Below are 13087 nucleotides of genomic sequence, written 5' to 3' on the forward strand. Positions count from 1 at the left end.
CCTGACAGCCGCGTCCTTGATTCCTCCGCGAGACCTCCCCTTGCCCTTGGCCACTCCAGCCGCCGCACGCTCGCATCGCCGCGCAATGATCGCCTGGCTCTGCCTCATGCTGCCGGTGCTGGCAGCCTGCGCCGTCGGGCCGGATTATCAGGCGCCCTCCCTGTCGCTGCCGGGCCAGTGGGGCAACGCACCGAAGACGGCCAAGTCGCTGCAGCTGAAGCAGCTGTCGCAATGGTGGAAGCGTCTCGGCGACAAGACGCTGAATGGCATCGTCGAGGAAGCTGTCGCCGGCAATCTCGACGTCGCCTCGGCGAAGGCGCGTATCCGCGAGGCGCGGGCGACCAGGCGCCAGGCCATCGGCGCGCTGTTTCCGTCGCTCGACGGCACCGGCTCGGCCACGCGGTCGCGGACCAGCGCTGCCACCTCCAGCACGGGCGGCAACGCCACCTCCAGCCTGTACCAGGCCGGCTTCGATGCGAGCTGGGAGCTCGACCTGTTCGGCGCGAATTATCGCGGCGTCGAGGCGGCGACCTATGGCACTGACGCCGCCGACGAGGATCTGCGCGCGACCCTGCTGACGCTGGTCGGCGACGTGACCTCGAACTATGTCGAGGCGCGCGGCTACCAGGCCCGCATCGCGCTGGCCAGGCGCACCGCGGCCTCCCAGCGCGAGACCGAAGGTTTGACGCGGACCAAGTTCCAGGCCGGCTCGGCCTCGGCCGTCGACGTCGCCAAGGCCGCCGCGCAGGCGAGCTCGACCGAGGCGGCGATTCCGAGCCTGGAGGCCGCCTATGCCCAGAGCCTGCATCAGCTCGGCATCCTGACAGGGCAGGCGCCCACCGCGCTCGCCGGCCGGCTGGCGCGTGGCGGCCCGATCCCGGCCGCGCGCAGCACGCCGCCCGCGGGCCTGCCAGCCGACGTCCTGCGCAACCGCCCCGACGTCCGCAAGGCCGAGCGCCAGCTCGCCCAGTACACGGCCAAGATCGGCCAGGCGGAAGCGGCGCTCTATCCGTCGGTCAGCCTCACCGGCAGCATCGCGACCTCAGCCCTGAAGACCGGCGACCTGGCCAAGAACTCCTCGATCGGCTGGTCCTTCGGACCGACGCTGAGCGTGCCGATCTTCAATGGCGGCGAGCTTCGAGCCGCCGTCGAGGTCGCCCAGGCCCAGCGCGATCAGTATGATTCCGCCTTCAAGCTCTCGGTGCTGACCGCGATGCAGGATGTCGAGAACGCGCTGGTCTCGCTGGCGCAGGAGCGCCTGCGCGCGGGCAAGCTGTCCTCCGCCGCAGCCTCCTATCGCGACGCGTCGCGGCTCTCCCGCACGCTCTACCAGTCCGGCTCGTCGAGCTTCCTCGACGTGCTCGACGCCGAGCGCTCGCTCTACAGCGCCGAGGACACGCTGCTGCAGAGCCGGGTCGCCGTCTCCACGGACTTCATCGCCCTCAACAAGGCGCTCGGCGGCAGCTGGACCAAGCCGGTCGATGTCTCCTCGCCGACAGTCGTCGCCGTCAACACCGGGCCGCATGCGCGAAGCGGGTATTGATTGGTCTGCCGCCGGTTCTCAGGACACCCCGTCAAGCCGATCCGATCCACCGTCTTCCCTTCCGGGACGCCATTTCCCCAGCTTCGGTCATGTCGCGCCTGTGTTGACGGGCATGACGCTTGACGACTCAGGCCTTGCTGCGGCATCCCCCGCCGCTCGAACGCGGAGGCGGTTATGCGGGTGTGGGTTGTTGCGGGCATGATGGCCTTGGCCGGCGCGGCAAGCGCTCAGGACGGGGCCCGCATCGTTACTCTCGCGAAGATCAGGGACCACAGGGCCGCCGGAGAGTTCATCCGGGTCGAGAATGTCACGATCGTGCGGTTCTCGACGTCCAAGGGCGGCGTGGCGAGCGACGCCACGGGCAGTGTTCGCTTCGATGACATTGGCATGCCCTCGCGGACGATCAGCCATCTCGAGCGGTATTGCAGCGGTGCCCACACGGGCCAGGATCGTGGCGAATGCCGTGGCGCGCTGGAGTTCACGATCAATCCGCGCGACGGCGATCACGGCAGCTTCACGATCAGCGACGCCGATTTCATCCCTCAGGGCTGAGCGGCTGCAACGTGATCGATTCCTAGAGTTTTAGAGCATTGCTTAAGCGAAAAGCCGGTACCCAGTTTTTCGCGAAATGCTCTGTCAGCCGCCGACCTTGAACGAATAGGTCGCGCCCAGGCCGAAGGTCACCTGGTCGCGCTGCCCCAGCACGCGCACGATCGGCGAGGTGTCGGCGGAATCGAGAAGCCGCTCATATTTGACGAAGGTGGTCGTCCTCCAGGCCGGGGACCAGTCATAGTCGAGCGCCGCGCCGACGCCAGCCGATTTGAGGCCACCTTGGGGGCGGTACGCCGTCAGCCAGCCATTCGCTGCGGCCTCTCCTGCGCTGACACCGAAATTCTTGCGCATGAAGGCCTTGTCGCCGAGCGAAAGCCGCGGCCCGCCCGAAAGCGTGAAGGCGCCGAATTTCTCGACCCAATCCGCCGAGAGATCGGCGACGACGCCGTGATGGCCGTGGAAGCCCTGGCGGATCTCGATGCGCGTGCGCAGGCGGTCCTGGATCGGCCAGAACTCGGCGAAGGCGCCGGCCTCGATCGTCCAGGGCACGTCCCTCAGGCCGTTCAGCTTGACGTCGGTGCCGCTGTAGCGGCCGGAGCGAAAGCTGGCCACAGGGCCGAAGCTGAAGGTCTTGGTCTCATAAAGCGCATAGTCGAGCCCGTCATCGGGGCTGCTGAAACTGGCGGCCTCGCCGGCGCGGCGCCAGCTGATCGAGGGCATGCCGGACAAGCCGGCCTTGCTTGCGCCGTCATATTTCGGGCCGATCTGGCCGGAGCCGCCGAGCGAGACGATCCAGCCGGAGGCGGGCTCGGGATTGAGGACCGGGGCCACGGGATCGGCCGCTTGCGCGCTGCTCATCGTGGCGCAGAGGCCAGCCAGCAGGGCCATCGGCAATGGTAAACGAGCCAAGCGGAAAACTCCCGAAACACTTCGCTAGAGCCGGATGATTTCAGATGGGATCACACAGTGGTCCCATCTGAAATCTGAATCCGTCTCTCACCTAAGAATTAGAGCAGGATCGACGCGAAAAACCGGTTCCCACTTTTTCGCATCCTGCTCTGGGGCATGACACATCGGCGCCCTCAGGCCAACGCCTTCCCCTGCATGGGCCTCATTCGGCGACGCGGCGATTGACCTTGATGTCGAGCTTCTTGATGCGATGCCAGAGGCTGCGCTCGGCAATTCCCAGCAGTTGCGCCGCCAGGACCTGCTTGCCGTCGGTGCGGCGCAAGGCCTCGATGATGAAGCGCCGTTCGATGTGCTCGAGCTCGGCGTCGAGATCAGTGGGCGGATCGTCGGGCTCGCGCTGGCGCGCGGGTGCGTCGAACAGGTCGCGCGGCAGATCGGGCGCATCGATCGTCGGCGATTTCGCAACGATGACGGCCCGCTCGACGCAGTTCTGCAACTCCCGGATGTTGCCGGGCCAGGCATAGCCGCTCATTGCCGAGAGCGCGCCGGGCGTGAAGCCGATGACGCGCTTGCCGACGCTTTCGGCGAGCAGGCGCAGGAAATGCGCGGCCAGGATCGCGATGTCCTCGCGCCGCTCGCGCAGGGCCGGCAGCTGGATCGGGAAGACGTTGAGGCGATAATAGAGATCCTCGCGAAACTGGTTTCCCGCCACCGCCTGGCGCAGATCCTTATGGGTCGCTGCGATGATGCGGACATCGACGGTCTGGCTCTGATTGCCGCCGACGGGCTCGAAGCTGCGCTCCTGGATGACGCGCAGCAGCTTGGCCTGGATCGCGATCGGCATATCGCCGATCTCGTCGAGAAACAGCGTGCCGCCATCGGCGGCGGCGAAACGCCCGACCCGGTTGGCGAGCGCGCCGGTGAAGGCGCCCTTGACGTGGCCGAACAGCTCGCTTTCCAGCAAAGCCTCGGGGATCGCCGCGCAATTGACCGCGACGAAAGGGCGTTTGCGCCTGGGGCTGTTGAAGTGGATGGCACGCGCCACGACCTCCTTGCCGGTCCCGCTCTCGCCATTGAGCATCACTGTGGCGCGCGTCTCGCAGACCTCGGTGACCTGCTCGATCACCCTGCGAAAGGGCGGGCTGTTGCCGATCAGGTTCTCGAAGCTGTAGCGGCCCTCTAGCTCGGTGCGCAGGCGTTCATTGTCGCGCACGACCTCGCTCAGGCGCAGCGCCCGGCCGATCGTCGCCGCGACGTCGTCGATCTCGAAGGGCTTTGCGATGTAGTCGAAAGCGCCCTCTTTGACGAGCTCGACAGCGTCGCGGACGGCGGCGAAAGCCGTGATCATCACCACCGGGATGTCGGGCCAGCGCCGGCGCACCTCGCGCATCAGGGTCCGGCCGTCCATGCCCGGCAGGCGCAGATCCGTGAGAACGAGGTCGATCCGCTCCCGGTCGAGGATCGCGAGCGCCTCCGTAGCGCTTTCGGCCGCGATGGCGCGATAGCCGAAATCCTCCAGCGCGGCGGTCAGCACGTCGGCGAGGCGGGTCTCGTCATCGACGACCAGGATCGTATGCGTCATGAGGGCAGCCTCGCATCGGTCTTCCCCGCATCGGTCTTGGGCGGGCTGCCCGGCAGGGCATTGGGCGGGGCGACAGGCAAGGCGATGGTGAAAGAGGCGCCTTGTCCTTCCCTACTCGTGCAATGCGCCGTGCCGCCATGGGCGGCGGCGACGGACTGCACCTTGGCGAGGCCCAGGCCCGTGCCCTTGGCCTTGGTGGTGAAGAACGGGTTGAAGATCTGGCCGATGATGGCGGGGGGAATGCCTGGCCCGCTGTCGGAAATCGTCAGCGATGCCTGCATGTCGTCGACGGTGAGGCTTGCGGTGATCGTGCCGCCCGAGGACATCGCATCCATGGCGTTGAGCACGAGGTTGAGACAGGCTTGGTGGAGCTGATCGGGATCGCCCGAGATCAGCGCGCCATTGCTCTCATCCTGGATATCGAGGGCGATATTGCGCTTGGCCAGCTCCGGCGCGGCGAAGGATGCGACCCGGTCGATCACGGAGCGCAGCAGGAACACCGATTTGCTCGGTTCCTTAGGCTGGGCGAAATCGAGGAAATCGCGCACCAGCGTCTCGATGCGGCGGACCTCGTCGATGATGTAGCCGAGCATGCGATCCTCGGAGGGGCCGAGCTTGGCGCGGTTGCGCACGACCTCGGTCGAGGTCTTGATGATGCCGAGCGGATTGCGCACCTCATGGGCGATCACCATCGCCGCCTGTCCCAGCGCCGAGAAGCGGTCGCGCCGACGCAATTCGGCCTCCAGGGCCTGAACCTTGCCGAGCTGCTCGGCCATGATGTTGAACCCGGTCGCCAGTTCGGCGATCTCGCGGCCCCCCTGGGCCGGCACGCGCTGCTTGTAGTCGCCCGCGGTGATCGATCTGACGCCGCGCGTCAGCGCTCGCAGCGGCTTGACCAGGATGCCCGACATCGCGACGCCGACGATGATGGCGAGCGCGGAGCCGAACAGGAAGATGCCGACGAAAAGCCGCCAGCGGCCGATCTGCTCGAAGAAGCCGGCTCGGCTCGTCAGTCCGATGAAGGCGACGGCGACGAGCTTGCCGTCAATGCCGCGAAAGCCGGTATAGATCGCGCGATAGGCGCCTTCATCGGCCTCGTTGTCGAAGATCGTCCTGGCGCCGGATTCGAGCTTGTCACGGATCGCCTGGGGAACCGGTCGGGCTGCGCCGGCAGGATGGGTCAACAGGATCGGCTCGAAGCCCGCGCCCGTATCGGCGAAGAGCCTGACATCGAGCGAGGTCACGACCTTGATGCCGCCAAGATACTGGTCGTCGAGCCAGGTGCCGACAATCACATGCGCCGTCTTGCCGAGCAGCTTCACCGTCTGGACGGCGCCGGCCATGATGTAGTGCTTGCCGTCGGTCTCGATCTTGAAGATGCCCTGCACGGTCCGCCTCGGCAACGCATCCGCGCCCACGATGCTGCGCGAGGCGTAGAGCATCTCATGCTCGTCGGTGTAGATCGCGATCAGATCGTAGCCAACCGAGTTCAGGACGGCGAGGTCGTTTTCGATGATCGTGGGATGCCGCAACTCATCTTCGGTCACGGTTTCGAGACGCGTCGCGATCACGCTTGCGACGCGCTGCGCCTCAAGCGTCGCCTCGCGCACCTGCAGTTTGAAGTAGCGCGACGTTTCACCCAGCCATTGCTCGACATTGCTTTCGAACGCGTTCGAGATCAGCCGTGCGGCGACATAGGCCGAAGCCAGCATCGCCGGCACGCTGACCAGCAGAAAGCCGATCACCAGCCGCAGTCTCAGTGTCGTCATGCGGCCCGGTATCATGAGACGATCATCCCGCGCTAGCCGCACTGGCGGCGCTGGCCGCGCGCTGGAAAAGCGGCAGGGCGCGCGACCTCATGGACGCCTCGTCCAGATGTCGTCGTCGCAGATGAACCCGCCCATCACGCAGCCTTTGATCGAGAGCGTGGTCTTCGATTTCAGCTCCAGCGTGGTCTTGTAGCTGCGGCCGTCCTCGGGGTTATAGCCGTCTCCGCTGAATGTGGCAGCAGCGGGGTCGGGCTTGAAGCCGCTGAGCACGCGCAGGCCCAGAAGCGAGCGCCCCCGGTTCGCAGGCGTGGGGTTGGCGGAATCGATGCGCGGCTGCTTGAGCCAGACGATCGTGCCGCACAGGGCTGCGCCGCAGCGGGCGATCTCGATCTCGGATTCACCATCGGAATCGCGCCAGCGGCCGATGATGTCGGTCAGCGAGTCCGCCATGACGATCTGCGCGAAGAGCAGGGTGGCGACGATGCCCAAGGCGAGGGAGAGAGCTCTACGCATGGTCCTCATCCGTTTCTCCCGATCCCAGCAGAAGAACGCCCGCGATGATCGTGGCGATTCCGCCGGCCTGCACGAGGTTGATGCGCTCGCCGAGCACCGCCCAGGCGAGCAGCGGCACGGTGACATAGGCAAGACCGGTCATCGGGAAGGCCCGGCTCAGTGGCGTGGTTCGCAGGATGATCATCCAGACGACGAAGGTGCCGCCATAGCCGAGCGTCGCCAGCCAGACGCCTGGCAGGGTCAGGGCCCGAGAGATCATCGCCAGCCCGAAATCGAGATCGGCGAGCCCGTCCGCCCCCCATTTGAAGGCGAGCTGCGTGCCGGTGTCGAGCGCGATGAACAGGGTCCAGATCACGATCATGCGCCAGGGCACACCGGTCGACGGCATTTCAGTCGCGCTCATGGTGACACCTGCGCGTGCTGTTGGAGGCGATGGGCCTTCAGATCAGGGTCGAGCCTGTCGAAGGCGATATAGGGGCTGATCGAGCGCAGGGCCCAGTTGAGCACGCCTTGCCGGTGCCGGAAGAAGATCACCGACGGCACGAGCCGGCTGCCGAAGCGCAGTTTCGAGGCATAGGCGGTCTGCCCGCTCTGCAGCCGGCTGATGCCATGGGCGAGGCAGTATCGGACATTGGTCATCCAGCTCAGGGCGTAGAGGTTGTGCTCGCGCGCCAGCGGGTAGCGCATGCCGAGAAACTTATCGATGACGCGCTCGCGCTCGATCAGCAGCAGGTTGAAGGCCACGAGCGTCGTCCCGACCCAGTAGAGGACGAACAGCGCCCGTTCGCCTAGCGCTGCCGTGATCCCGGAAAAGTAGCCCGGCGGCAGCTTTTCGAGATCGCCATAGTCGAGACCGCTTTGCGCCCGTGTCGATTCGTAGAGCGCGACGATCTCGGCTTCGACGTCGGCGATCGAGTGGCGCATCTCGATCCTGACATTCCCGGCCTTGGCGAGCTTGCGGCGAATATCCTTGCGCGTCGCGGCCGAGAGCGTGGCGAGATAATCGGCCTCGCTGGCAGGCAGATCGAGCACCGCGACCGGCAGGCTGCCGAGGCGGATGAAGCCGTCATCCCCGAGGATGTCCTGGAAGGCCTCGGCATCGTCCGGCGCGAGATCCTTCCAGGCGATGATGTGGACGCCCTCATCGCGGCCATGGGCGTCGATCGCCTCCCGCAAGGCAAGCCGGGCCTGTTGCCGCGCCTGTTCATCCAATTGCGGGGACAAGCCGACATGGCAGCGCTCCGCATAGGGCGAGCCGATGCACAGGACGCGTAGCGAAACGAGCCTCCGTGCATGCCGGAACAGGTAATCGCCGAGCGCGCGCAGAGGCCCCTGCAATGGCGTGTCCAGCCGGTAGTCGATCAGGAAGAACGGCGCGACGGCGATCGTCTCGCCATCACGTTCGACAGAGGCCGCGGAGGTGACGAGTTCCGCGCCGCTCACTAGGGCGGCGGTTTCGCAGGCGCTGTAATAGGCATGGTTTTCCGCCTCGCCCGGGAAGCAGGCGTCCCAGGCGGTGGCGTCGATCTCGGCGACGCGACCGGCGATATGTGCGCGCAGCGCGGTCATTCGGCGGCGACAGCGCAGGGGCCTGCGTTGTCCCTGGCGGCGAAGGTCGCCGTGAGACGCTGCGCGAGGCCCAGGCTTCGCTCGATGACGACGTCGTTCTGCCGGTCGATCGTGACGAGATGGTAGCAATCGTCGAGCACCACCGTATCGACGAGCCCGCCGAGATGGCGCTGGATATGGACTGCGTTGGCCAGGCTTGCGACGTCATCCTCGCGCGCATGCACGATGAGAGCCGGTTGCTTGATCGTGCTCATGCTGCGGCGGGTTTCCTTGATCAGCCCCCACATCTGCTTGACCGCGCCCGAGGGCGTGCCGAGCAGGCCGGCGACGGCGCTGTCGCCGCGCCCCATCGCATGCACGATCATGGCGCGAATGCGCGGATCCTTGATGCCGTAGGGTTCACGCTCGACGAAGCGGAAGCGGCGACCCATCGGCGTGTCGATCAGCAGTTTGAGCAGGAAGCTGTACCAGGGGATCGACCAGCCATCATACCAGAGCGTCGGCGCATAGAGCGCCAGGCCGTCGATATCCTGCTGGCGCTTGGCGGCGATGTACATCGCCATCACCGCACCCATCGACAGGCCGCCGATGATGATCGTGTCGCATTGCGTCTTCATGCGGTCGAGCTCGGTCTCGACGCTGGCGATCCAGTCCTGCCAGTTCGTCGCGAGCAGATCGGCCTCGCTGCCGCAATGGCCGGCGAGCTGCGGACAATGCACGGTATGGCCGCCGATCCGGTGCAGGGCCCGGGCGACGAGGCGCAGTTCCACCGGCGTTCCGCCCAGGCCATGGATGAGCAGGAAACCGGTGCGGTTGCCGGCGAAGCGGAGGCTGTGATCGGCGAGCGGCACGGTCGTTCCGTCAGGCTGTGCGGGCGACGACGACGACGCCCAGGGTGATCAGGATTGCGCCGAGCCATTGCAGGCGGCCGACGGATTCCTTGAGGAAGACATGGCTGGCGAGCGTCACGCCGAGGAAATTCAGGCTGGCGATCGGGAAGGCGATGGAGAGCGGGACTTCCGCCAGGATGCGCAGCCAGACGAAGATCTCGACGATGTAGATCAGGACGCCGCCCGCGACCCAGGCCGAGCAGAGCAGCGCCATGGCCAGTTCGCGGCCCTGGACCTCGGGCAGGTTGTCGGCGCCGCGCTTGAGGCAAAGCTGCCCGGCGACGTCGCAGATCACGGAGATGGCGAACCAGAGGATCAGGGATAGCGTCATGACAGCACCCGCTCGAAACAACCCAGCAGGGCGGCGTTGACCTGCGCATTGATCGCCAGATCATCGGCCGATGGCGTAAAGCGCGGCGGATGGTCGAAATAGGCCAGCGTCGCCCGCAGCGGATCGGAAAAGATCGCGGCCGAATAGTCGCCGCAGACATCGATCCCGAGCACCTCGCACTGCGTGGCCAGCCGCTCGACAGCCTGGAGCAGCCGGGCGAGCGGCATGTCGCCTTGATCCCAGTTGGTCACGGCGTCGCTGCGGCCCAGCACATCCTTGTCGATGGTGATCCAGATGGCCTGCGTCGGCAGCCCGTCGATCAGCTCGTCGAGAAAGCCGTCCCAGCGCTCATCGGCGAGATTGCGCCAATGCAGGTGGCCACGATCCTGGCGATGGGACGGCCCGTCGCGATAGCGGCCCCAGATGCGGGAGGGTGCATGGCGCCAGGGATAAAGCTCGATGCGCCCCTGTGAGAGAGCCGGCAGGTTGGCGAACTGCAATTCGGGGCGGACGAGGTCGCCGCTGCAAGGGCCCAGCGTCACCACACGCCTGACATGAGGCAGCTCCAGCGCCCGGTTGACCCAGGCGCCGCAATTGAAGGTCGGCGGAAACCGCACCCAGTCGGGGTGGTTGTCGAAATGGATCACGCTGAGATCGCGCCTGACCTCGGCAAGCAGGCCTGCCGTCAGGTGGTGGAAATCGCCGGAGCCGTAAAAGGTCACGGAAGCATCGTCACCGGGCGCGGCGCTGTCGCGCAGGCGCCCGGTGAATTTGTCCATCGCGGCGCGGCTGGCGAGAATCCGCAGCGAGGAGGCAAGATCGGCGGCATCGATGCGGGTGGCGGCTCCCGCATCGATGCGCCGGCGCAGCGGCTCCTGAGCCGCCACGCTGCCGTCGAGATCGATCACGCGCAATCGCAAGGCCGCCTCCTGGGATATCAGGCGTTTGCGACGCGGGTGAACAGCTGGTCGAGCAGCTTGATCGCCAGATCGATCTCGGCGTGGCTCATGGTGAGGGCGGGAGCCAGCGTAATGACGTTCTTGTGGTAGCCGCCGATGTCGAGAACGAGGCCGTAGCGTTTCCCATCCGTCTCCAGATCCGCCTTCATGCCCTCGTCGCACATCAGGTCGACCAGCCGTTTCGACGGGGTGTAGCTGTCATGCGGCTCGCAGATCTCGATGCGCAGCGCCATGCCGAGCCCGTCGACGTCGCCGACGATCTTGTGGTGGCGCTTGAGCTCTTCCAGGCCCCGGAGGAAATAGGCCCCCTTCTCCATGACCATGGTCTCGTAATCGTCCTCGGCCATCATCTTCATGGCCTCGAGCGCGACCGCGGTGCCCAGCGGATTGGCGTTGAAGGTCGAATGCGTCGAGCCCGGCGGGAAGATCGTCGGGTTGATCAGCTTTTCCTTGGCCCAGATGCCCGAGAGCGGGTTCAGCCCGTTGGTGACGGCCTTGCCGAAGACGATCACGTCCGGCGTCACGCCGAAATGCTCGATCGACCACAATTTTCCGGTCCGGTAGAAGCCCATCTGAATCTCATCGACGACCATCAGGATGCCGTGGTCGTCGAGCACCTTCTTCAGCCCGATGAAGAAGTTCTTCGGCGGGATGACATAGCCGCCGGTGCCCTGCAGCGGCTCGACATAGAAGGCGGCGTATTCGGCCTGGCCGGTCTTGGGATCCCAGACGCCGTTGTATTCGCTTTCGAAGAGACGAGCGAACTGCTGCACGCAATGCTCGCCATACTCCTCCTTGCTCATGCCCTTGGGTCCCCGGAAATGGTAGGGGAACGGGATGAAATGCGCGCGCTCGCCGAAATGGCCGAAGCGGCGGCGATAGCGGTAGGACGAGGTGATCGCCGAGGCGCCGAGCGTGCGGCCGTGATAGCCGCCCTCGAAGGCAAACATCAGGCTCTTGCCGTTCGAGGCATTGCGCACGAGCTTGAGCGAATCCTCGACAGCCTGGGCGCCGCCGACATTGAAGTGGACGCGGCCCTTCTCGCCGAATTTGGCTTCCGCATCCCTGGCGATCAGCGCGGCGAGCTCGATCTTCTCGCGATGCAGATACTGGCTGGCGACCTGCGGCAGGGTGTCGATCTGGCGCTTCAGCGCGTTGTTCAGGCGGGGATTGGCGTAGCCGAAATTGACGGCCGAATACCACATCTGCAGGTCGAGGAAGCGGTTGCCCTCATCGTCGAACATGAAGGAGCCTTCGCAGCCCGAGAAGATCTTGGGGAACTGCGTGTAGTGAACCGTGTCGCCATGGGAGCAGTACTGCGCCTCGAGCGCGAGCAGCCGGGCCTGCTCATCCCTATGCGAGAGGGGCGCCGGAGTTGCCGCCTGAGGGGCGGGCGTGTCGAGCAAAGCGTAGCCGTCAGCCATGGATCGTATCCTTCGTCAATTCGCGCGCCTGGCCGCTCGCGGCGGTGGCGCATAGCAGCTCCTCGAGCAGGCCGACGGCCTGGGAGAAGTCGGTGAACGGGTGGTGGGGAAGCCCCTGGTCGCGGCAATGGGCGATCAAGCCCTTCTTCGCGAAAACGAGATCGGCCTGGCCGGCGACGCAGTGGTCGGACTTGCCGTCGCCGACGAGCAGGGTCAGCGGCCGGTGCAGGCCGTCGGTGACGGCGCATTTGCAGGTGCCGCTGTCGCAGCCGCCGGTCGTGGAGGCGTAAGGCGAGGTCAGCTGCCAGCGACCTTCGCCGGCATAGTCGAGACGGTTGGCGACGATAGGCAGGAAGCCCAGCCCGGCGCGGTTCAGCACCGCCCGGATCGTCCGGTCGAGCCCGTCGGAGACGACGGTGACGGGAATGTCATGGCGCATGCAGAGCCGCACGAAAGCGGGGAAATCCCAGTCGATCTCGATATCCGCGATGAAGCTGTCGAGCATGCCCGGCGAAACCCGCAGCATCTCGACCTGCCGCTTCATGCATTCGCGGGACCCGATTTTGCCGTCGATCCAGTCCTGTTCGATCTCCTGCCAGGCGGGCTCCGCGAAGCGCCCGAGGATCTGATCCGTCGTGTCCTGACACGAGATCGTACCGTCGAAATCGACGATGGCCTGCCATTCCATTGCTGACGCCCGATCCAAATTGTTGACGGCGGCGTCAGCGCAAGGGGTGTGCCAGCAATCAATATGTTGATTTAATTAGATATTTTCTGACTTTCTGAATGTTTTGATCTCCCTGTTCTGGAGTTTCCATCAAAAAATGGAGCTTCTTTTCGCCCGGTTTGACGTATCGGGCAGCGTTGACCTGCAGGCGTGGCAGTACGGCTTGCCCGGCGGTTTCGAGCCGAGAATGCGCCATTCTGGCCTAAAAGCGCGGGATATGCCGGCAATCTCGGGTGCTGACCTGGCAAAAACCTCCTGCTCATCACCCCTGCAGGCTCGCCGGGCAAGTCTGGCACGTTTCCTGCGCCAGGGGCCGGCT

General features: G+C 65.7%; 13 protein-coding genes. 2 read left to right on the forward strand and 11 right to left on the reverse strand.

Annotated features, from left to right (window positions below):
• Window positions 1-85 precede the first annotated feature (85 nt).
• Complete coding sequence (locus ACSQ3P_RS19195; RefSeq protein WP_436167191.1) at window positions 86-1543, forward strand: efflux transporter outer membrane subunit; 1458 nt, start codon at window positions 86-88, stop codon at window positions 1541-1543.
• Window positions 1544-1717: 174 nt separating this feature from the next.
• On the forward strand, window positions 1718-2095 hold the full coding sequence (locus ACSQ3P_RS19200; protein WP_436167089.1) for a hypothetical protein: 378 nt from the start codon (window positions 1718-1720) through the stop codon (window positions 2093-2095).
• An 84-nt stretch (window positions 2096-2179) separates the two neighbouring features.
• Here ACSQ3P_RS19200 and ACSQ3P_RS19205 read toward each other — a convergent pair whose 3' ends face one another.
• The 11 genes from ACSQ3P_RS19205 to ACSQ3P_RS19255 form a co-directional block, all read right to left on the reverse strand.
• Window positions 2180-3004, reverse strand: coding sequence for a MipA/OmpV family protein (locus tag ACSQ3P_RS19205; RefSeq protein ID WP_436167090.1), 825 nt, complete (start codon window positions 3002-3004; stop codon window positions 2180-2182).
• Window positions 3005-3206: 202 nt separating this feature from the next.
• Window positions 3207-4586 carry a sigma-54-dependent transcriptional regulator gene (locus tag ACSQ3P_RS19210; RefSeq protein WP_436167091.1) on the reverse strand — a complete coding sequence of 460 codons (1380 nt, stop codon included), beginning with the start codon at window positions 4584-4586 and terminating at the stop codon, window positions 3207-3209.
• The gene (locus ACSQ3P_RS19215; protein WP_436167092.1) at window positions 4583-6355 is read right to left on the reverse strand and encodes an ATP-binding protein; all 1773 of its coding nucleotides are present in this window, start codon (window positions 6353-6355) and stop codon (window positions 4583-4585) included. The genes ACSQ3P_RS19210 and ACSQ3P_RS19215 overlap by 4 nt, the downstream gene beginning before the upstream one ends.
• Window positions 6356-6442: 87 nt before the next feature.
• Window positions 6443-6868 carry a DUF2147 domain-containing protein gene (locus ACSQ3P_RS19220; RefSeq protein ID WP_436167093.1) on the reverse strand — a complete coding sequence of 142 codons (426 nt, stop codon included), beginning with the start codon at window positions 6866-6868 and terminating at the stop codon, window positions 6443-6445.
• The gene (locus ACSQ3P_RS19225; RefSeq protein ID WP_436167094.1) at window positions 6861-7271 is read right to left on the reverse strand and encodes an EamA family transporter; all 411 of its coding nucleotides are present in this window, start codon (window positions 7269-7271) and stop codon (window positions 6861-6863) included. The genes ACSQ3P_RS19220 and ACSQ3P_RS19225 overlap by 8 nt, the downstream gene beginning before the upstream one ends.
• Window positions 7268-8437, reverse strand: coding sequence for a GNAT family N-acetyltransferase (locus ACSQ3P_RS19230; RefSeq protein ID WP_436167095.1), 1170 nt, complete (start codon window positions 8435-8437; stop codon window positions 7268-7270). Before ACSQ3P_RS19230 ends, ACSQ3P_RS19225 begins: the two co-directional genes overlap by 4 nt.
• Complete coding sequence (locus ACSQ3P_RS19235; protein WP_436167096.1) at window positions 8434-9288, reverse strand: alpha/beta hydrolase; 855 nt, start codon at window positions 9286-9288, stop codon at window positions 8434-8436. The genes ACSQ3P_RS19230 and ACSQ3P_RS19235 overlap by 4 nt, the downstream gene beginning before the upstream one ends.
• A gap of 10 nt (window positions 9289-9298) precedes the next feature.
• Entirely contained in the window at window positions 9299-9658 is a 360-nt protein-coding gene (locus ACSQ3P_RS19240) for an EamA family transporter (RefSeq protein ID WP_436167097.1), read from the reverse strand.
• Entirely contained in the window at window positions 9655-10578 is a 924-nt protein-coding gene (locus ACSQ3P_RS19245) for an arginase (RefSeq protein ID WP_436167098.1), read from the reverse strand. Before ACSQ3P_RS19245 ends, ACSQ3P_RS19240 begins: the two co-directional genes overlap by 4 nt.
• Window positions 10579-10595: 17 nt before the next feature.
• Window positions 10596-12041: an aspartate aminotransferase family protein gene (locus ACSQ3P_RS19250; RefSeq protein ID WP_436167099.1), complete on the reverse strand. Its 1446-nt coding sequence runs from the start codon at window positions 12039-12041 to the stop codon at window positions 10596-10598.
• A complete protein-coding gene (locus ACSQ3P_RS19255) occupies window positions 12034-12729 on the reverse strand; it encodes an MtnX-like HAD-IB family phosphatase (RefSeq protein ID WP_436167100.1) in 696 nt (231 codons plus the stop codon). Before ACSQ3P_RS19255 ends, ACSQ3P_RS19250 begins: the two co-directional genes overlap by 8 nt.
• Window positions 12730-13087 lie beyond the last annotated feature (358 nt).

This window comes from Allobosea sp. LjRoot9 (genome assembly GCF_964252745.1).
Classification (GTDB): domain Bacteria; phylum Pseudomonadota; class Alphaproteobacteria; order Rhizobiales; family Beijerinckiaceae; genus Allobosea.

What these genes read in the sequence shown, in the direction of transcription:
- ACSQ3P_RS19195 (WP_436167191.1), top strand. Translation starts at nt 86, where the DNA reads ATGATCGCCTGGCTCTGCCTCATGCTGCCGGTGCTGGCAGCCTGCGCC.
- ACSQ3P_RS19200 (WP_436167089.1), top strand. Translation starts at nt 1,718, where the DNA reads ATGCGGGTGTGGGTTGTTGCGGGCATGATGGCCTTGGCCGGCGCGGCA.
- ACSQ3P_RS19210 (WP_436167091.1), bottom strand. Translation starts at nt 4,586, where the DNA reads ATGACGCATACGATCCTGGTCGTCGATGACGAGACCCGCCTCGCCGAC.
- ACSQ3P_RS19215 (WP_436167092.1), bottom strand. Translation starts at nt 6,355, where the DNA reads ATGACGACACTGAGACTGCGGCTGGTGATCGGCTTTCTGCTGGTCAGC.
- ACSQ3P_RS19220 (WP_436167093.1), bottom strand. Translation starts at nt 6,868, where the DNA reads ATGCGTAGAGCTCTCTCCCTCGCCTTGGGCATCGTCGCCACCCTGCTC.
- ACSQ3P_RS19225 (WP_436167094.1), bottom strand. Translation starts at nt 7,271, where the DNA reads ATGAGCGCGACTGAAATGCCGTCGACCGGTGTGCCCTGGCGCATGATC.
- ACSQ3P_RS19230 (WP_436167095.1), bottom strand. Translation starts at nt 8,437, where the DNA reads ATGACCGCGCTGCGCGCACATATCGCCGGTCGCGTCGCCGAGATCGAC.
- ACSQ3P_RS19240 (WP_436167097.1), bottom strand. Translation starts at nt 9,658, where the DNA reads ATGACGCTATCCCTGATCCTCTGGTTCGCCATCTCCGTGATCTGCGAC.
- ACSQ3P_RS19250 (WP_436167099.1), bottom strand. Translation starts at nt 12,041, where the DNA reads ATGGCTGACGGCTACGCTTTGCTCGACACGCCCGCCCCTCAGGCGGCA.
- ACSQ3P_RS19255 (WP_436167100.1), bottom strand. Translation starts at nt 12,729, where the DNA reads ATGGAATGGCAGGCCATCGTCGATTTCGACGGTACGATCTCGTGTCAG.